Origin of the sequence: Rhodococcus sp. DMU1 (assembly GCF_012272955.1) — a bacterium.
GTDB classification, from domain to species: domain Bacteria; phylum Actinomycetota; class Actinomycetes; order Mycobacteriales; family Mycobacteriaceae; genus Rhodococcus; species Rhodococcus aetherivorans.
In genome coordinates this window covers 3,843,087-3,861,279 of the sequence record NZ_CP050952.1, presented here as the reverse complement: position 1 = coordinate 3,861,279, position 18,193 = coordinate 3,843,087, and the positions used below count along the sequence as shown (strand labels likewise).

Sequence of the window (18,193 nt, the reverse complement as noted above, 5' to 3'; positions counted from 1 at the left end):
GCACGGGGGGTCCACGAATGAAGTTCGAACGGTATGTGGCGCTGGGTGATTCGTTCACCGAAGGCGTCGGGGACCCGGATCCGGCCCGGCCCAACGGGTTGCGTGGCTGGGCGGACCTCGTCGCCGAGGAGCTCGCCCGCGACCACCCCGGGTTCGGGTATGCGAACCTCGCCGTGCGCGGACGGCTGCTGCGCCCGATCCTCGACGAGCAGCTCGACGCGGCGATCGCGATGCGACCCGACCTGGTGACGATCTACGCCGGTGGCAACAACCTCATGCGCCCGAAGCTTGACCTCGACGCGTTGGCGGCCGAGTACGACGACGCGATCGGCAAGCTTGCCGCCACGGGTGCGCGAGTGCTCGTGTGGACGGCCTACGACGGCAGCTGGGCGCCGGTGTTCGGGGTGCTGCGCGGCCGCTGGGCCGTCTACAACGAGCTGGTCCGGGCGATCGCCGACCGCCACGGTGCGGCGATCGTCGACTTCTGGCGGTTCGACGAGTACCGCGACCTGCGGATGTGGGATTTCGACCGGCTCCACATGTCGCCGGCCGGGCACCGGAACATGGCGATCCGCGTGCTCGATCTCCTCGGTGTGTCGCACACGCTCACCCCGGCCGAATTCGATGCCGCGCCGGTGGTCTCGGCGGCGAAGCGGGCCGAGGACCGCCGGTGGGCACGCGAATTCCTGATTCCCTGGGTCGGGCGGCGCCTGCGCGGCACCTCCTCGGGCGACGGCATCGAACCGAAACGCCCCACGCTGCAGCCGGTCTAACGGCCCGCCCCGGTGCGCACGGCGGGGCCCGCCCCGGTGCGCACGGCGGGGCCCGCCCCGGTGCGTACGGCGGGGCCCGCCCCGGTGCGTACGGCGGCGAGGCCGAGCAGGTGCCCGAGGGTGTCGTGCTCGGCCTCCGGCGGCAGCGCGTCGACCGGCCACCAGCGCAGGTCGGTCGATTCCGCGCTGCGGACGGGCACGGCCCCGGGCGGCGCGACGACGAGGAACCGCAGGTCCAGGTGCCGGGTCGGGCGGCCCAGCGAGCAGGTGATCGGATGGGTGTGCGCCGAGAGCAGTTCCGGATCGATGACCAGGTTCTCGATGCCGGACTCCTCGGTCGCCTCCCGCAGCGCCGCCCCGACGACCGTCTCGTCGGATTCCTCGCAGTGCCCGCCGAGCTGGATCCACCGCCCCACCCGGGGATGCAGGGTGAGCAGCACGTGCCGGCGGTCGGCGTCGAGCACGAGCGACGACGCCGTGACGTGCCCGGGCACGTGCCTGCGGAGGCACCCCTCGGGCGCGGCGTCGAGGAACGCGAGCATGGTGTGCCGCAGCGACTCCGCATCCACCGAGTCGGTCCGCCAGTTCTGCAGCCGGTCGACGGCCGAGGCGTGCAGCGTGGACGCGGTCACCTCAAAGCTCCAGCAGCAGGTCGCCGGCCGCGGGGGCGACGCGCGGCGTCGCCGGCTCGAGGGGGTGCCCGACCGCGATCGCGCCGAGCGGCGACCAGTCCCCGGGCAGGCCGAGTTCACGCCGCACGACGTCCGGGGCGAAGATCGTCGACCCGATCCAGCAGCTGCCGAGCCCGCGCACGGCGAGCGAGACCAGCAACCCCTGCACGGCAGCGCCGGCGGCGACGGTGAACATCGTGGCCTCGGCAGCGGTGCGGCGGGCGTCGGGGTAGCTGTGTGCGCCGTCGGGAACCCAGAACGGGATCACCATTTCGGGGGCGCCGTAGAGGATGGCGCCGCGGCCGACCCGGCGGTCGATCGCCGCCGGGTCGAGCCCGTCGCCGGCGAGGTCGGCGGCCCAGCGTTCGCGCATGCGGTCGAGCAGCCGCCGGCGGACCTGCTCGGTGCGGACCCAGACGAACCGCACCGGGTGGGTGTGGTGCGGCGCCGGAGCGGTGAGCGCCTCGGCGACCGCGTCCCGCAGATCCTCGGGATCGACCGGTTCCGAGGAGAATTCGCGCACCGACCGGCGCAACAGCAGCGCCTCACGGCGGCCCTGCTCGAGTGCCTCGGCGGTGCCGAGCCAGAACAGGTCGTCCTCCCCGCCGCGGATCAGTTCCTGTGCGGTGGAACCGTTGTCGGGCAGGTCGAGACCGCGGACCACCGCGACCGGTACCCCGCCCAGCTTGCCCTTGACGAGGTCGCCCGCGGCGGCGATCTCGTCGGCGACGGCGACGGAGGTGACGAACAGCTCGTTGCCCTGCGCGTCCCGGGATCCGGCATATTCGTGCAGGACCGGGATCCCGGCCGCACCGATCGCGGCGTCGGTCTGGCCGACGCGCCAGGCCCGGCCCATCGTGTCGGTGACGACCACCGCGACCGTCACGCCGAGCAGGGTCCCCAGGCGCTCCCGCAGCGCCGCGGCGCTCGCGTCCGGGTCCTCGGGCAGCAGGGCGAGCTCGGACGCGGCGACGTTGGAGCCGTCGATCCCGGAGGCTGCCTGCACGATCCCGAGCCGGTTCTCGGTGATGAGGGTGCGGCCCTTGCGGGCGAGCACGCGTACGGCCTCCTGGTCGACGAGGCGGCGCCGGAGCGTGTCGCGGGCCTCGGGATCGGTGGGGGCGTCGACGATGCGGCCCTCGACCTTGGAGAAGACCTTGCTGGTGACGACGAGGACGTCCCCGTCGGCGAGCCAGGGTGCGGCGGTGGCCACTGCGGCGGCGAGGTCGTCGCCGGGCCGGAACTCGGGCAGGCCCGGCACCGGGAGGATCTCGATCGGCCGTCCGGGGGAGTGGTCGCGCACTCCGGCGGCGGTCCCGGTGGCCGTGTCGGTGGGCATGGTCACGGGGTCACTCCTGCCAGTTCTAATGCGGCGCGAGCCATCTCGGCTGTCGCGTCCGGATCGGTCATGAGCAGCGGCACGCTGCGCACCTCGACGCCGGGCACATCGGCGGTGTCAGTGGCGTGGATCAGCCACCCGTCGAGCAGGCCCGCGCCGCTGCGGGCGCCGTAGTGCCGCCCGACGCCCTGGGCGGTCGACTCGACGCCGATCACGTCGAGGCAGGCATCGGCCATGCCGCGCAACGGCTTTCCGTCGATCACCGGCGAGAGGCCGACGATCTTCGCGGACGTGGTGCGCAGCGCGCCGCGCAGGCCGGGGATCGCGAGGAGCGCGCCGATGCTCACCACCGGGTTCGACGGGGCGAGGATCACCACGTCCGCCGATTCGATCGCCGCGAGCACTCCGGGAGCGGGGGCGGCCTTCTCGGCGCCGATGTGCGCGAAGCTGTGCGTGGGGACCTGCGCGCGGTGCCGGACCCACCATTCCTCGAAGTGCACGGCGCGCTGCTCGCCGTCGGCCGGATCGGTGATGACCACGTGGGTCTCGCTGCGGTCGTCGGAGACCGGGAGCAGGGTGACGCCGGGCTTCCACCGGTCGCACAGGGCCTCGGTCACGGCCGAGAGCGGGTATCCGGCGCTCAGCAACTGGGTGCGCAGCAGGTGGGTCGCGATGTCGCGGTCGCCGAGACCGAACCAGTCGGGTGTGGCGCCGTAGGCCGCCAGCTCCTCCTTCGCGTGCCAGGTCTCGTCGGCCCGGCCCCATCCGCGTTCGGTGTCGATCCCGCCGCCGAGGGTGTACATGCACGTGTCCAGGTCGGGGCAGATCCGCAGCCCGTGCATCCAGACGTCGTCGCCGATGTTGACGATCGCGGTGACCCGGTGTGCGGCGTCGGGGTCGAGGTCGCGGCCGGGTTCGATGCCGAGGAGCCGGCGCACGCCGGTGAGAAAACGCGCACCTCCGACGCCGCCGACCAATACAGTCACGTTCACAGGGCAAGCCTAGGCGGTGCGCCGGGTGGGCTGCCGGGGTGCCTGCGCGCCCGGGCGGCGGGTGCGCACCGGCACGGTGGAGAACCCCGGATGGTAAGGCAGCGGCGCCGCTCGGCTTGACCGCGACACGCCCCACGTGTCTAATCACATAAGTGTCATTTCCAGTGAACCGGGGCCGAGATCGGTTGTGGTGAACTGCATTCGAACGCATGTTCGACCGGGGATGGCGCGGAGTGGGCCGGTTTCGACGAGAGTTGCAGCGCTGCAGGTGAGGAGGCGAACGATGGCCGACGAGCGCGAATGGTTCGAGAGCTCTCGGATCGACACTGCAGGCATCGACACTGCAGGCGAGGACGTTCGGGACGACATCGACGGCATCGGGGGGGACGCGCCCGCGCGACCCGTGCTCAGCCTGATCGATGGTTTCGGCGACCCGTCCGACGGTGGCGACGAACAGTGGCAGGAACGCGCGCTGTGCGCGCAGACGGATCCCGAGGCGTTCTTCCCCGAGAAGGGCGGATCGACCCGGGAGGCGAAGCGGATCTGCTTGGGCTGCGAGGTCCGGGACGAGTGTCTCGAATACGCGCTGGCCAACGACGAGCGCTTCGGCATCTGGGGCGGTCTGTCGGAGCGGGAGCGCCGGCGCCTCAAGCGCGGCATCGTCTGAGGACGTCAGTCCTCGTCGAAGCCGCCGAGCTCGGGGTCGATGACCTCGGGTTCCACGCCGAGGTAGGTGGCGACCTGGTGCACGAGCACGTCGTGGACCAGATCGGTGAGATCCTCGGGATCCTTCGCCCGCAGTTCGAGCGGGCGGCGGAAGAGCACGATCCGGGCCCGCGTCGCGGCGCCGCGGCGGTCGATCCCCGCGGGCACGAGTCGCGACAGCGGCACCGGACCGTCCGCGACCACCTCCGACGGCCAGTTCACCGAGTCGGGGTCGAGGGCGCGGATCTTGGGCACCTCGTCGACGGCGATATCGAGCTTGGTCAGCCGGTCGTGCCACTGCGCGTCGATCGGGGCGAACGCCCCCAGCACGAGCAGGTCGAACTTCTCCGCCCGTGAGCGCCACGCCGGCAACTCGTGCGGGAACAACGGCCCGCGCACGCCGCGGCCGCGTCGCGCGACCGAGCGGGACGTCACGGGGCGGGAACGGCGCGATCGGTGCATGCTCTGGACAGTACGACACGAAAATCCGTACCGGGTTCTCCGGTGTGTCCGGATAGTCCCCGGGCGGACGGCGCGCTACTCTCCGACTGTGAGATCACTGCGTCGATGCTGCCGGCCTGGGTGCAAGAACCCTGCTGTTGCGACGCTGACCTACGTGTACTCGGACTCCACCGCGGTCGTCGGTCCGCTGGCGACGGTCGCCGAGCCGCACTCGTGGGATCTGTGCGAATCGCACGGCTCGCGGATCACCGCGCCGAAGGGGTGGGAGCTGGTCCGGTACGAGGGTGCCTTCACCACCGGCACTCCGGACGAGGACGACCTGACCGCCCTGGCCGAGGCGGTGCGTGAGGCCGGTCTCGGCGAGCGTGCCCGAACCGACTCCGACGACACCGATTCCGGTGTCCCCACGGCGCTGGCCGCGCCGCCCACGGCCCGCACCGGCCGCCGTGGCCACCTGCGCGTGTTGCCCGATCCCACGTCCTGATCGTCGCCCACTAGGCTGACCGTGCCCCGCCGCGGAGGCGGCGGTGCCAGTCGACGATCAGGAGCAGCAACAGTGGCGAGATCTGCCGAGTCCGTGTCCGCCGTGGTCAAGGCATACGACGTGCGTGGCGTGGTGGGAGAACAGCTCGATGCGGGGTTCGTCCGTGATGTCGGAGCCTCCTTCGCTCGCCTGATGCGCGACGGCGGCGCCACCCGCATCGTGATCGGCCACGACATGCGCGAATCGTCCCCGCAGCTGTCGCAGGCCTTCGCCGCCGGCGTCACCGCCCAGGGACTCGACGTCGTGCACATCGGACTCGCCTCCACCGACCAGCTGTACTTCGCCTCCGGCATCCTCGAGGCCCCCGGCGCCATGTTCACCGCGAGCCACAACCCGGCGCGCTACAACGGCATCAAGCTGTGCCGGGCCGGGGCGAAGCCGGTCGGGCAGGAGACCGGCCTCGCCACCATCGCCGCCGAACTCGTCGCCGGCGTCCCGGACTTCGACGGCGCCCCCGGCACCGTCTCCGAACGGGACGTGCTCGCCGACTACGCCGCGTTCGTCCGCTCGCGGGTGGAACTGTCGGCGATGCGTCCGCTGAAGGTCGCCGTCGACGCCGGCAACGGCATGGGCGGGCACACGGTGCCGGCGGTGTTCGGCGCGCTCCCGATCGACCTCGTGCCGCTGTACTTCGAACTCGACGGCACCTTCCCCAACCACGAGGCCAACCCGCTCGATCCCGCCAACCTGGTGGACCTGCAGAAGCTCGTGCGCGAATCCGGTGCCGACCTCGGACTCGCCTTCGACGGCGACGCCGACCGCTGCTTCGTCGTCGACGAGCGCGGCGAGCCGGTCACTCCGTCGGCGGTCACCGCGCTGGTGGCCGCGCGGGAACTCGCCAAGGAACCCGGGTCGACGATCATCCACAACCTCATCACCTCGCGCGCCGTGCCGGAACTGGTCGCCGAACTCGGCGGCAAGCCCGTCCGCACCCGCGTCGGGCACTCGTTCATCAAGCAGCAGATGGCCGAGACCGGGGCCGTGTTCGGGGGGGAGCACTCCGCGCACTACTACTTCCGCGACTTCTGGGGCGCGGACTCGGGCATGCTCGCCGCGCTGCACGTGCTCGCCGCGCTCGCCGGGCAGGACCGGCCGCTGTCCGAGCTGATGGCCGGTTACGACCGGTACGCGGCGTCCGGGGAGATCAACTCCACCGTCGCCGACGCCGCGGGGCGCACCGCCGCCGTGCTCGAGGCATTCGGCGCTCGTGCCGAATCGGTCGACCGGCTCGACGGCGTCACCGTCGACCTCGCCGACGGCGCCTGGTTCAACCTGCGCGCCTCCAACACCGAGCCGCTGCTGCGGCTCAACGTCGAGGCCCGCACCGCCGAACAGGTCGACGCGCTGGTGAGGGAAATCCTGGCAATCGTGCGCGCGTGACGGAAGTATCCGTGGCGGGGATAATCGAGTTCCCGGGGCCCGGCGCCGGGACGGTTCGAGTCGGAAGGATGGTGGCGCAGCCATGACGGCTCCCTCTTCGTTCCTCGACTTGGACGACACGGACGCCCTGATCGACGCGGACGTCGACGGGATCCTGCGGTTCGCCGCGCTCGGTGGGGCCCAGATCCGGGCCACCGCCGCGGCCGTCGACGAGCAGATCCTCGACCGCCTGCACGGCCTGCACCCCCGCAGCGTGGTGCTCGTGTGCGGCGACGCGCGCGCCGCGCGCGCGGGCGAGCTGGTCGTCGCGATGCTTGCGGCCCGCTCGGCCGTGCCGCTGGTCACGGCCCCCGTCACGCCGCCGTGGGTCGGCCCGCTCGACGTCGTCGTCGTCGCGGGCGACGACGCGGGCGACCCGCAGCTCGCCGAGTCGGTCGCCGCGGCCCTGCGGCGCGGGGCCGAGGTCGTCGTCGACGCCCCGGACGAGGGGCCGATCCGGGCGGCGACCGCCGGCCGTGCGACGCTGCTGCCCCCGCGGATCCGGGTGCCGGTGGCGTACTCACTCCTGCGGCACCTCGCCGTGTTCCTCGCGGTGGTGGTCGCGATGGAGGCCACCCGCACGGCGGGCGCGGTTCCCCCGCTGGCCGACCTCGCCGATTCGGCGGACGCGGAGGCCGGTCGCGACCAGCCGGGCAGCGAGGTGTTCCACAACCCGGCGAAGGCGCTCGCGGCCCGCATCCAGTCGCGTCGGGTGGCGCTGGCCGGCGACTCCGCGGTGACGGCCGCGCTGGCCCGGCACGCCGGGGAGTCCCTGTTGCAGGTGGCCGGGGTGATCGCGTCGGCGTCGGCGTTGTCGGACGTCCTCGCCGCCCGGGACCGGCTCATCGCGAGGCCGCCGGCGAGCGGGGAACCCTACGATCCGTTCTTCCACGACGAACAGCTCGACGGGCCGGTGCCCGCACCCCCGGCGCGGGTGTTCGTGCTGAGCGTGGAGGAGGATCGGCGGCAGGCGGAGCGGCGCGCGGCAGCGCTGCCGGACATGGAGTTGGTATCGGTGGTGGGGGAGTTCGAGGCGAAGGCGGTGCCGCCGGTGCCGGAGCAGGTGGCGGTGCTGGCCGTGCGATTCGAGATGGCCGCGGCCTATCTGCGGTTGGTCGGTGGTTGCTAGTGCTCCGACTCGAAGGTGCGCTGCGTTCGTATGCCTGGGGTTCGCGCACCGCGATCGCGGCGCTGTGCGGCCGTACCGTGCCGTCCGCACATCCGGAGGCGGAACTGTGGCTCGGTGCGCATCCCGCGGACCCGGCGCGCGTGGTGAGCGCCAACGGCGACAGCCCGGGCGGGAGCGCATCGCTGCTCGACGTGCTCGAGGCCGATCCGGGCGGGCATCTGGGGCCGGCGACACTGAGCCGGTTCGGACCCCGGCTGCCGTTCCTGCTCAAGTTGCTCGCCGCCGAGGAGCCACTGTCGTTGCAGGCCCATCCGAGCGCCGAACAGGCCGCCGAGGGCTTCGCCCGGGAGGAGGCCGCGGGCCTGCCCCTCGAGTCGCCGGTGCGGAACTACCGCGATGCGAGCCACAAGCCCGAACTCGTCGTCGCGCTCACCCGCTTCGAGGCGCTCGCCGGTTTCCGGGATCCGCACCGCACCGTCGAGCTGCTCGGCGCCCTCGAGGTTCCCGAGCTCGACCCGTACATCGGGTTGCTCGCCGGGCAGCCCGACTCGGACGGCCTGCGGGCGCTGTTCACCATCTGGATCACCCTGCCGCAGTCGGTGCTGTCGGCGTTGCTGCCGCGGGTGCTCGACGGCTGCGTGACGTACCTGGCGACGCACAACGGCAACGGCACGGCCTCGTTCGCCGAGGAGGTGCGGACCGTGCTGCAGCTGGCCGAGTTCTACCCGGGCGACGCGGGGGTGCTCGCTGCGGTACTGCTCAACCGGATCACCCTCGAGCCGGGACAGGGCCTGTTCCTCGCCGCCGGGAACCTGCACGCGTACCTGCACGGCATGGCCGTGGAGATCATGGCCAATTCGGACAACGTGCTGCGCGGCGGCCTCACGCCGAAACACGTCGACGTGCCGGAGTTGCTGCGGGTGCTCGATTTCCGTCCCGTGGATGTGCCGATCCTCGAACCGGAGCCGTCCGGGCCGGGCGAGGTGCGCTACCGGACTCCGGCCCCGGAGTTCGCGCTGTCACGCGTCGACGTCGCCGCCGGCTCCGATGCCGCACCGGACGCCGTCACCCTGCCGCCGTGCGGCCCGCAGATCCTGTTGTGCACCGCCGGGGTGGCCGGGGTGGAATGCGGTGGGCGGAGCCTGCAGCTGTCGGCCGGCCAGGCGGTGTGGCTGTCGGCCTCCGACCCGGCCGTCACGGTGCGGGCGGCCGGCGAGCCGGCGCAACTGTTCCGCGCGCGGTTGGCGGACACCGGCGCTCCCGTCGACTAGCAGAAACACGCTCGTTTCCGATCGATGAGGGGGTGCTGTTCTCCCTCGGCTCGTTGTCCGCGATCGACGACCCGATGCCCGGGTCGGGGCCGTCGTCCCCGCCGTTCGGCTGATCCACCTCGAGCCCGACCTGTTCCGTACCCCTGTGGCTTAGGCGTGGGAAGGCGCCACTCCGGGTACTTCCGCTCCGGAGAAAGGGGAGTGCCCGATGACCGAGACCGGCGGCGTATCCCGCAGCGGACTGTTCCGGACCAAGTCGGTGGAGCGATCCATCCTCGACACCGACGAACCGGATTCCCGTCTGCGCAAGGACCTCACAGCGTGGGACCTGATCGTGTTCGGCGTGGCCGTCGTCATCGGCGCCGGCATCTTCACCCTCACGGCCCGGACGGCCGGGAACGTCGCCGGCCCGTCCGTGTCCCTCGCGTTCGTGCTCGCGGCTGTGGCCTGCGCGCTCGCGGCGCTGTGCTACGCCGAGTTCGCGTCGACCGTGCCCGTCGCCGGGAGCGCCTACACCTTCTCCTTCGCGACGTTCGGCGAGTTCGTCGCATGGATCATCGGCTGGGACCTCATCCTCGAGTTCGCTCTCGCCGCCGCCGTGGTCGGCAAGGGCTGGTCGCTGTATCTCGGCGAGGTGCTCGGCGGCCTGTCGCCGGTGGCTTCTCTCGGGCCCGTGAAGGTGGACTGGGGTGCGATCCTGATCGTCGTGGTGATCGGCGTACTCGTAGCCACAGGCACGAAGCTCTCCTCGCGCGTGTCGCTGGTGATCACCTCGATCAAGATCGCCGTCGTCCTGTTCGTTGTCGCGCTCGGCGTCTTCTACATCGACACCGACAACTACACCCCGTACGTCCCGCCGTCGGAATCTGCCTCGACCGGTGAGGGCCTGCGGCAGTCGCTGTTCTCGTTCCTCACCGGGGCCGGGGGCAGCACGTTCGGGTGGTACGGCCTGCTCGCCGCGGCGAGCCTGGTGTTCTTCGCATTCATCGGGTTCGACGTGGTCGCCACCACCGCGGAGGAGACGCGGCATCCCCAGCGGGCCGTGCCCATCGGGATCCTGGGCTCCCTCGCGATCGTCACCGTGCTGTACGTGGCGGTGAGCCTCGTCCTCACCGGGATGGTGAACTACAAGGAACTGGCCGGAGACGAGTCGACGCTCGCGACGGCGTTCGCGCTGAACGGGATGGACTGGGCCAAGAACCTCATCTCGGTCGGTGCCCTCGCCGGCCTGACCACCGTCGTGATGGTCCTGATGCTGGGCCAGACCCGGGTGCTGTTCGCGATGGCACGCGACGGCCTCGTCCCGCGACGGTTGTCGCACACCGGCCGGCACGGTACCCCGGTGCGGACGACCGTGCTGGTGACGGTCGTGGTTGCCGTCCTCGCCGGTCTCATTCCGCTCGGCACCCTCGAGGAGATGGTCAACATCGGGACGCTCTTCGCGTTCGTCCTGGTTTCGATCGGGGTGATCGTGCTGCGCCGGACCCGTCCGGATCTCGAGCGCGGATTCCGGGTGCCCGCGGTGCCGCTCGTGCCGATTCTCGCGGTACTCGCGTGCGCGTGGCTGATGGCCAACCTGTCGGTGGAGACGTGGTTGCGGTTCGTGGTGTGGATGGTGATCGGCGTGGTCGTCTACTTCACCTACAGTCGCCGGCACTCGGTACTGGCGGAACCGGCGGCGCCGCGCCGCTAGCTCCATTCGTGTTGACGGGACCCGCCCCGCGTGAAAACGTCGCGGCATGTCGATCGTGCACGAATCGTCCCCCGCCGGGGAGCCCCCGCGAGCCGGGGAACCCGAGGACCGGCAACGCGTACCGTTCCACGAGGCCAGCCGGATGCTGCTGCGCAACTCGGTGCTCGATGCCATGCGGGACCTGCTCACCGCCCGCGACTGGTCCGCCGTCACCATGACGGACGTCGCCCGGGGCGCCGGTGTGAGCCGGCAGACGCTCTACAACGAGTTCGCCTCGCGGCAGGGCCTGGCCCAGGCGTATGCCCTGCGCCTGGTCGATCAGTTCGTCGACGCCGTCGACGACGCGATCTACAGCCATGTGGGGCAGGCGCGCGACGCCCTCGTCGAGGGGTTCACGTCGTTCTTCGTCGAGAGCAGCGCCGACCCGCTGATCCAGTCGCTGCTGCGCGGCGAGGCCAAGCCCGACCTGTTGCGGTTGATCACCACCGATTCGGCGCCGCTCATCGAGCGGGCCTCCGCCCGGCTGTCGGAGACCTTCCAGCGCAGCTGGGTCCAGGCGTCCGCGTCGGATGCGGGCATCCTGGGCCGCGCGATCGTGCGCATCGCGATGAGCTACATCTCCATGCCGCCCGAGTCCGACCGGGACGTCGCCGCGGACCTGGCGGAGCTGCTCGGGCCGTTCATCGATCGCTCCGCCCGGCACGACTGAGCAGCGAGTTGTATAGCCTGTTGGCAGAACCGACTGACAACAGGAGAGGCATTCTCACGTGTCCGACACCAAGCTCGTGGCCGACCAGCTGAATGGGATCGACTTCAAGGTCGCCGATCTGTCCCTCGCCGAATTCGGCCGCAAGGAGATCCGGCTGGCCGAGCACGAGATGCCCGGCCTGATGGCGCTGCGCCGCGAGTACGCGGAGGTGCTGCCGCTGAAGGGCGCGCGGATCTCCGGCTCGCTGCACATGACCGTCCAGACGGCCGTGCTGATCGAGACGCTCGTCGCGCTCGGCGCCGAGGTGCGCTGGGCCTCGTGCAACATCTTCTCGACCCAGGACCATGCCGCCGCTGCGGTCGTCGTCGGCCCGCACGGCACCGTGGAGGCCCCGCGCGGTGTGCCGGTGTTCGCGTGGAAGGGCGAGACCCTCGAGGAGTACTGGTGGGCTGCCGAGCAGATGCTCACCTGGCCCGCCGCCGCCGACGGGACACCGCGGCCGGCCAACATGATCCTCGACGACGGCGGTGACGCCACCATGCTGGTGCTCAAGGGCGCGCAGTTCGAGAAGGCGGGTGTGGTGCCGCCGGTGGACGAGGAGCACGACTCCGCCGAGTACCGGGTGTTCCTGGCGCTGCTGCGCGAGTCCCTCGCGCAGGACGCGAAGAAGTGGACGGCGATCGCCGAGTCGGTGCGCGGCGTCACCGAGGAGACCACCACCGGTGTGCTGCGGCTGTACCAGCTCTCGGCCGGCGGCGACCTGGCGTTCCCCGCGATCAACGTCAACGACTCGGTCACCAAGAGCAAGTTCGACAACAAGTACGGCACCCGGCACTCGCTGCTCGACGGCATCAACCGCGGTACCGACGTGCTCATCGGCGGCAAGGCCGCCCTGGTGTGCGGCTACGGGGACGTCGGCAAGGGCTGCGCGGAGGCGCTGCGCGGGCAGGGTGCGCGCGTGTCCGTCACCGAGATCGACCCGATCAACGCGCTGCAGGCGCTGATGGACGGCTTCGATGTCGTCACGGTCGAGGGCTTCATCGAGCAGGCCGACATCGTGATCACCGCGACCGGCAACAAGGACATCATCACCTTCGACCACATGCGCCGCATGAAGCACCAGGCGATCCTGGGCAACATCGGCCACTTCGACAACGAGATCGACATGGCCGGCCTCGAGCGGGCGGCGGACGTCACCCGCATCAACATCAAGCCGCAGGTCGACGAGTTCCGTTTCGCCGACGGGCATTCCATCCTCGTGCTGTCCGAGGGCCGGCTGCTCAACCTCGGCAACGCCACGGGCCATCCGTCGTTCGTGATGAGCAATTCGTTCGCCAACCAGGTGATCGCCCAGATCGAGCTGTGGACCAAGCCGGACGAGTACGACAACGAGGTCTACCGCCTGCCCAAGCACCTGGACGAGAAGGTCGCCCGCATCCACGTCGAGGCCCTCGGCGGCGAGCTCACCAAGCTGTCCAAGGACCAGGCCGAGTACATCGGGGTCGACGTGGAGGGCCCGTACAAGCCCGAGCACTACCGGTACTGAGCACGGTAGCGAGGATCGCAGGACACCGCCGATGGGCGCGTTGATCGTCGTGGAGGGGCTCGACGGGGCCGGCAAGCGGACACTGTCCGCGGGCCTCGTCGAGGCTTGGCGCGCTGCGGGATTCGTCGTCGCGACGCTCGCGTTTCCGCGCTACGGCGTGTCGGTGCACGCCGACCTCGGTGCCGAGGCCCTGCGGGGCCGGCACGGTGACGCGGCCTCGAGCATCGAGGCGATGGCCCTGCTGTGGGCCCTCGATCGGCGCGACGCCGCCGACGAGTTGCGGAAGCTCCTGGCGGACAACGACATCGTGCTGCTCGACCGGTATGTCGCGTCCAACGCCGCCTACACCGCCGCGCGGCACCACGAGGACGGCTCGGGGCCGTCGGTGGAATGGGTCCGCGAGCTCGAGTTCGATCGGTTCGCGCTGCCCGTACCGGATCTGCAGCTGCTGCTGCGGGTGCCCGTGGAACTGGCTGCGCAGCGGGCCCGCAGTCGCGCCGCTGCCGACACGGCCCGCGATCGGGACGCGTACGAACGGGACTCGGGTCTGCAGGCCCGGACCGGGCAGGTGTACGACGACCTCGCACGCCGACAGTGGATGTCGCCGTGGCGGGTTGCCGGACCCGACGCCGATCCGCGACAACTCGCCGCCGAGATCTCAAATCAGCTTCACCACGGTCGAGGAGTGACACGATAGAAGCCATGAAGCCGAGGATTCTGGTTGTCGACGACGACACCGCGCTCGCCGAGATGCTCACGATCGTCCTGCGGGGCGAGGGATTCGAGCCGTACGTGGTGGGTGACGGTTCGCAGGCGCTGAACGCGGTCCGGGAGATCCGGCCCGACCTCGTCCTGCTCGACCTCATGCTCCCGGGCATGAACGGCATCGACGTGTGCCGGGTGCTGCGGGCCGACTCGGGCGTGCCCATCGTGATGCTCACCGCCAAGTCGGACACCGTGGACGTGGTGCTCGGGCTCGAATCCGGCGCCGACGACTACATCGTCAAGCCGTTCAAGCCCAAGGAACTCGTGGCCCGGGTCCGGGCGCGGCTGCGTCGCACCGAGCAGGAACCGGCCGAGGTGCTCTCCATCGGCGACATCGCCATCGACGTTCCCGCCCACAAGGTCAGCCGCGGGGACGAACTGATCTCTCTCACGCCGCTCGAGTTCGATCTGCTGGTGGCGCTCGCGCGCAAGCCGCGGCAGGTGTTCACCCGTGAGGTGCTGCTCGAGCAGGTCTGGGGCTACCGGCACGCGGCCGACACCCGCCTGGTGAACGTCCATGTGCAGCGGTTGCGCGCGAAGGTCGAGAAGGATCCCGAGAATCCCGAGGTGGTGCTGACGGTGCGTGGCGTCGGCTACAAGGCCGGACCGCCGTGATCGGTGGGTACCGACTGCGGCGGCGGGTCACGAGGAGGACCCTGCCGCTGCTGAGGTGGTCACGTGCGGTGAGCAACCGGCTCGCCCACACGTGGCGGCGATCGTTGCAGCTCCGGGTCGTGGTCTCGACCCTGTCGCTGTCGCTGATCGTGATGCTCGTCCTCGGTGTCGTGCTCACCAGCCAGATCACCGAGCGGCTGCTCGAGGTGAAGATCAACGCCGCCACCGAGGAGGTCGAGCGCTCCCGCGCACTCGTCGAGGGCCAGCTCGCCGGCGCCGACGACTCCGGTTCGCTGCAGGTACGGCTCGACGGGGCCGCCGCGGCATTGACCAACCGCGGCAGCGACGCCGGCCAGGACACCGGCGTCGCGGGCACCTTCGACCCGGTGCTGATCGTGCCGGGCGACGGACCGCGCGCCCCGACGTCGAGCGGTCCTGCCGACCAGATCCCCGAGAACCTGCGCGCCTTCGTGCAGAAGGGCCAGATCTCCTACCAGTTCGCGACCGTGTCGGATCCGGACGGTTACTCCGGCCCGGCCCTGATCGTGGGCACCCCGACGGCGTCGGACATCTCCACCCTCGAGCTGTACCTGGTGTTCCCGCTGGCGGGCGAGGAGAACACGCTGTCGCTGGTGCGGGGCACGCTGCTCGTCGGCGCCGGCGTGCTGCTCGTGCTGCTCGCCGCGATCTCGATGATCGTCGCGCGCCAGGTCGTGCTGCCGATCCGCTCGGCGTCGCGCATCGCGGTCCGGTTCGCCGACGGCCGCCTCAAGGAACGCATGCCGGTGCGCGGTGAGGACGACATGGCGCGCCTGGCCATGTCCTTCAACGAGATGGCCGAAAGCCTGTCGCGGCAGATCACGCAGCTCGAGGAGTTCGGCAACCTGCAGAAGCGGTTCACCTCGGACGTCAGTCACGAGCTGCGGACCCCGCTGACGACGGTGCGGATGGCCGCCGACCTGATCCACGACGGCAGCGACGAACTCGACCCGTCCCTGAAGCGGGCCTCGGAGCTGCTCGTCACCGAGCTCGACCGGTTCGAGAGCCTGCTGGGCGATCTGCTCGAGATCAGCCGTCACGACGCCGGCGTCGCCGAGCTCGCGGCCGAGCAGCTCGACCTGCGGATGTGCGCCCGTGCCGCGGTCTCCACCGTCCGGCACCTCGCCCGCGAGAGCGGGACCGAGCTGATCGTCGACCTGCCCGGCGAACCCGTCACCGCCGAGGTGGATCCGCGCCGCGTCGAGCGCATCCTGCGGAACCTGCTCGCCAACGCCATCGACCACGGGGAGGGAAAACCCATCCTGTTGCGCCTGCGCGCCGACGACAACGCCGCCGCCTTCATCGTCCGGGACCAGGGCGTCGGCCTGCGTCCGGGCGAGGAGAAACTCGTCTTCAACCGGTTCTGGCGCTCGGACCCGTCGCGGGTCCGGCGGTCCGGCGGAACCGGTCTCGGCCTGGCGATCAGCGTCGAGGACGCCAACCTCCACAACGGCAAGCTCGAGGCGTGGGGCGAGCCCGGCCAGGGGTCCTGCTTCCGGCTGACCCTCCCGCGGGAACGGGGACGCAAGGTCGGCCGCAGTCCGCTGCCGCTCGTTCCCAGCACGGTCCGTGCGGTCCAGGGCCGCCCGCTGCCGGGAGCGGCCGCGCCGGCCGAGGCGGAGTCGGCGGATGCCGGGACCGGCGACGACGCCGGGACGGCCGCGGATTCGGCGCACGTGCCGGTCCCGCCCGAAGGAGCCGCCACATGAGGGGCACGAAGACGATCCTCACGGCGATGCTCGGCCTGACCGTCGCCGTGTCGGGGTGTGCCAGCCTGCCGGACTCGTCGTCGCCGCAGGCGGTCGGCACCATCGCCCGTGAGCCCACCACCACCTCGGTCCCCCCGCCGGCACCGGGCCGGGAACCGGACCTGCTCCTGCGCGACTTCCTGCGCGCCAGCACCGACCCGGCGAACCGCCACCTCGCGGCCCGGCAGTTCCTCACCGCCGACATGTCGGCCGGGTGGGACGACGCCGCCAGCGCGACGATCGTGGACAAGGTCGACGTGCTGCCGGAGTCGCGCAGCGCCGAGCGCGCGACGTACGTCATCCGCGCCAACCGGGTCGGGCACCTGGAGGAGGGCGGGGTCTACCGCGCCGACGAGGGACCGTTCGAAACCAGGATCACGCTCGTGCTCACGGGCGGCGAGTGGCGCATCGACGAGATGGGACCGGGCGTCGTCATGGACCGCCCGCAGTTCCTCAACGGCTACCAGCGACGCTCGCTGTACTTCGTCGACCCGTCCGGGCGCACGGTCGTGCCCGACCCCCGCTGGATCGCCGCGACCCAGGACCAGACCGCGGCACAGCTGATCGACCTGCTCATCGAGGGCCCGAAGGCGGCCCTGGCACCGGCCGTGCGCACGGAACTCGGCTCCGGGGTGTCCGTGCGGGGGCCGATCACCAAGGCCGACGGCCGCACGACCCAGGTCGGTGTCGGTCTCGGGGGCGTCCGGATCGACTTCCTGGGGTTGAAGCCCCTGGGCAAGGAGAGCCGCGAGATGCTGGCGGCACAGGTGATCTGGACCCTCGCCAACGCCGAGATCACCGGGCCCTACGTGCTGCTCGCGGACGGTCAGCCGCTGGACGAGCGGTTCCCGAACGGCTGGACCACCGCGGACGTGGCGTCGATGAACCCGCTGGCCACCTCGAGCGCCACCATCGGCCTCCACGCCCTGCGGGGCGGCGGGCTGGTCAGTGTCGCCGAGACCGGGGTGACTCCGGTGCCCGGGGCCTTCGGCGCCGCGACGAACCTGCGCTCGGTCGCGCTGTCGCACGACGGCGAGCTCGCGGCCGCCGTCGCAGACACCGGGCGTCCCGCCCCCGAAGCCACCGCCGAGCTGCTGATCGGCCCCTACCGCGACGGGACGGCGGCACGTGCCCTGCAGGGCGAATCGATCACGCGGCCGACGTGGGCGCTCGACGACAACTCCGTGTGGGCCGTGGTCAACGGCACGAACGTGGTGCGCGTGGTGCGCGAGCCGGGCACCGGCCGGGTCACCGTCCTCCCCGTCGACGCCGGCTCCGTGCGGGCCGTGGGCAACGTGATCAGCGATCTGCGGCTTTCCCGCGACGGCGTGCGCGCGGCGATGATCGTGGACGGCCGCGTGTACGTCGCGGTGGTCGTGCAGAAGTCGAACGGCGAGTTCTCGCTCACGACGCCGCGGGAGATCGCCATCGGCCTCGGCAGCCCGGCGTTGTCGCTGGACTGGAGCACCCCGGACACCGTGGTGGTGGCACGGTCCGCCTCCGACGTGCCCGTCGTGCAGGTCGCGGTGGACGGCTCCCGCATGGACGCCCTGCCGAGCCGGAACCTCACCCCGCCCGTGGTCGCCGTCGAGGCGTCGACGACCTCGGAGTTCGTGGCCGACTCGCGGGCGGTGTTCCAGCTGAACAACGCCGATCCGGCCGGCGACCGGTACTGGCGCGAGGTACCCGGCCTGACCGGGCTGCAGGCGGTCCCCGTCCTGCCGGGCTGACGGTCCGGCGCGGGATGTCGGGGCCGGCGGCCACACTGGCGCG

17 protein-coding genes are annotated in these 18,193 nt (G+C 71.4%); 13 read left to right on the top strand and 4 right to left on the bottom strand.

Translation table 11 applies throughout. The features are described from left to right. Nucleotides 1-17: 17 nt before the first annotated feature. Nucleotides 18-773, top strand: coding sequence for an SGNH/GDSL hydrolase family protein (locus tag HFP48_RS17785; RefSeq protein WP_168579816.1), 756 nt, complete (start codon nucleotides 18-20; stop codon nucleotides 771-773). On the opposite strand, the gene HFP48_RS17780 is transcribed toward HFP48_RS17785, so the two are convergent. Genes HFP48_RS17780 through cofD form a run of 3 tightly spaced genes read right to left on the bottom strand, consistent with a single transcriptional unit; the run spans nucleotide 770 to nucleotide 3,775 of the window. Then, nucleotides 770-1,405 (bottom strand): NUDIX domain-containing protein, encoded by a 636-nt coding sequence (locus tag HFP48_RS17780; protein ID WP_168579815.1) that lies wholly within the window; start codon nucleotides 1,403-1,405, stop codon nucleotides 770-772. The two genes, HFP48_RS17785 and HFP48_RS17780, sit on opposite strands and share 4 nt — an antisense overlap. A 1-nt stretch (nucleotide 1,406) precedes the next feature. After that, entirely contained in the window at nucleotides 1,407-2,783 is a 1,377-nt protein-coding gene (locus HFP48_RS17775) for a coenzyme F420-0:L-glutamate ligase (RefSeq protein ID WP_037201795.1), read from the bottom strand. A 2-nt stretch (nucleotides 2,784-2,785) separates the two neighbouring features. Continuing rightward, complete coding sequence (cofD, locus tag HFP48_RS17770) at nucleotides 2,786-3,775, bottom strand: 2-phospho-L-lactate transferase (protein WP_168579814.1); 990 nt, start codon at nucleotides 3,773-3,775, stop codon at nucleotides 2,786-2,788. Between the two features lie 403 nt (nucleotides 3,776-4,178). Here cofD and HFP48_RS17765 point away from each other — a divergent pair, with 403 nt between their 5' ends. Beyond that, nucleotides 4,179-4,442, top strand: a complete 264-nt coding sequence (locus HFP48_RS17765) for a WhiB family transcriptional regulator (protein ID WP_170914112.1) — start codon at nucleotides 4,179-4,181, stop codon at nucleotides 4,440-4,442. 5 nt (nucleotides 4,443-4,447) lie between these two features. Here HFP48_RS17765 and HFP48_RS17760 read toward each other — a convergent pair whose 3' ends face one another. Further along, nucleotides 4,448-4,942: a metallopeptidase family protein gene (locus HFP48_RS17760; protein ID WP_037201001.1), complete on the bottom strand. Its 495-nt coding sequence runs from the start codon at nucleotides 4,940-4,942 to the stop codon at nucleotides 4,448-4,450. Nucleotides 4,943-5,030: 88 nt separating this feature from the next. On the opposite strand from HFP48_RS17760, the gene HFP48_RS17755 reads away from it, so the two are divergent. The 11 genes from HFP48_RS17755 (at nucleotide 5,031) to lpqB (ending at nucleotide 18,150) form a co-directional block, all read left to right on the top strand. Beyond that, nucleotides 5,031-5,426 carry a DUF3499 domain-containing protein gene (locus HFP48_RS17755; RefSeq protein WP_170914101.1) on the top strand — a complete coding sequence of 132 codons (396 nt, stop codon included), beginning with the start codon at nucleotides 5,031-5,033 and terminating at the stop codon, nucleotides 5,424-5,426. Between the two features lie 72 nt (nucleotides 5,427-5,498). Next, nucleotides 5,499-6,866: a phosphomannomutase/phosphoglucomutase gene (locus tag HFP48_RS17750; protein WP_168579813.1), complete on the top strand. Its 1,368-nt coding sequence runs from the start codon at nucleotides 5,499-5,501 to the stop codon at nucleotides 6,864-6,866. An 82-nt stretch (nucleotides 6,867-6,948) separates the two neighbouring features. Then, entirely contained in the window at nucleotides 6,949-8,034 is a 1,086-nt protein-coding gene (locus HFP48_RS17745; RefSeq protein WP_006942656.1) for a hypothetical protein, read from the top strand. Further along, a complete protein-coding gene (gene manA / locus HFP48_RS17740) occupies nucleotides 8,034-9,305 on the top strand; it encodes a mannose-6-phosphate isomerase, class I (RefSeq protein WP_050035464.1) in 1,272 nt (423 codons plus the stop codon). Before HFP48_RS17745 ends, manA begins: the two co-directional genes overlap by 1 nt. Nucleotides 9,306-9,513: 208 nt before the next feature. Further along, on the top strand, nucleotides 9,514-10,998 hold the full coding sequence (locus HFP48_RS17735; protein ID WP_168579812.1) for an amino acid permease: 1,485 nt from the start codon (nucleotides 9,514-9,516) through the stop codon (nucleotides 10,996-10,998). Between the two features lie 46 nt (nucleotides 10,999-11,044). Then, entirely contained in the window at nucleotides 11,045-11,707 is a 663-nt protein-coding gene (locus HFP48_RS17730) for a TetR family transcriptional regulator (RefSeq protein ID WP_029544617.1), read from the top strand. Nucleotides 11,708-11,765: 58 nt separating this feature from the next. Next, nucleotides 11,766-13,253 (top strand): adenosylhomocysteinase, encoded by a 1,488-nt coding sequence (ahcY, locus tag HFP48_RS17725; RefSeq protein ID WP_006942661.1) that lies wholly within the window; start codon nucleotides 11,766-11,768, stop codon nucleotides 13,251-13,253. 31 nt (nucleotides 13,254-13,284) lie between these two features. Then, the gene (locus HFP48_RS17720; RefSeq protein WP_029544615.1) at nucleotides 13,285-13,950 is read left to right on the top strand and encodes a dTMP kinase; all 666 of its coding nucleotides are present in this window, start codon (nucleotides 13,285-13,287) and stop codon (nucleotides 13,948-13,950) included. After that, entirely contained in the window at nucleotides 13,947-14,633 is a 687-nt protein-coding gene (gene mtrA / locus HFP48_RS17715; RefSeq protein WP_029544612.1) for an MtrAB system response regulator MtrA, read from the top strand. Before HFP48_RS17720 ends, mtrA begins: the two co-directional genes overlap by 4 nt. Next, nucleotides 14,630-16,381 (top strand): MtrAB system histidine kinase MtrB, encoded by a 1,752-nt coding sequence (mtrB, locus tag HFP48_RS17710; RefSeq protein WP_246872432.1) that lies wholly within the window; start codon nucleotides 14,630-14,632, stop codon nucleotides 16,379-16,381. Before mtrA ends, mtrB begins: the two co-directional genes overlap by 4 nt. Further along, nucleotides 16,378-18,150 (top strand): MtrAB system accessory lipoprotein LpqB, encoded by a 1,773-nt coding sequence (gene lpqB / locus HFP48_RS17705; RefSeq protein ID WP_006942676.1) that lies wholly within the window; start codon nucleotides 16,378-16,380, stop codon nucleotides 18,148-18,150. Before mtrB ends, lpqB begins: the two co-directional genes overlap by 4 nt. Nucleotides 18,151-18,193 lie beyond the last annotated feature (43 nt).

Coding starts and splice junctions, on each gene's coding strand:
- lpqB (WP_006942676.1), top strand. CDS start 16,378: ATGAGGGGCACGAAGACGATCCTCACGGCGATGCTCGGCCTGACCGTC.
- HFP48_RS17735 (WP_168579812.1), top strand. CDS start 9,514: ATGACCGAGACCGGCGGCGTATCCCGCAGCGGACTGTTCCGGACCAAG.
- HFP48_RS17760 (WP_037201001.1), bottom strand. CDS start 4,942: ATGCACCGATCGCGCCGTTCCCGCCCCGTGACGTCCCGCTCGGTCGCG.
- HFP48_RS17730 (WP_029544617.1), top strand. CDS start 11,045: ATGTCGATCGTGCACGAATCGTCCCCCGCCGGGGAGCCCCCGCGAGCC.
- HFP48_RS17785 (WP_168579816.1), top strand. CDS start 18: ATGAAGTTCGAACGGTATGTGGCGCTGGGTGATTCGTTCACCGAAGGC.
- HFP48_RS17720 (WP_029544615.1), top strand. CDS start 13,285: ATGGGCGCGTTGATCGTCGTGGAGGGGCTCGACGGGGCCGGCAAGCGG.
- HFP48_RS17775 (WP_037201795.1), bottom strand. CDS start 2,783: ATGCCCACCGACACGGCCACCGGGACCGCCGCCGGAGTGCGCGACCAC.
- HFP48_RS17745 (WP_006942656.1), top strand. CDS start 6,949: ATGACGGCTCCCTCTTCGTTCCTCGACTTGGACGACACGGACGCCCTG.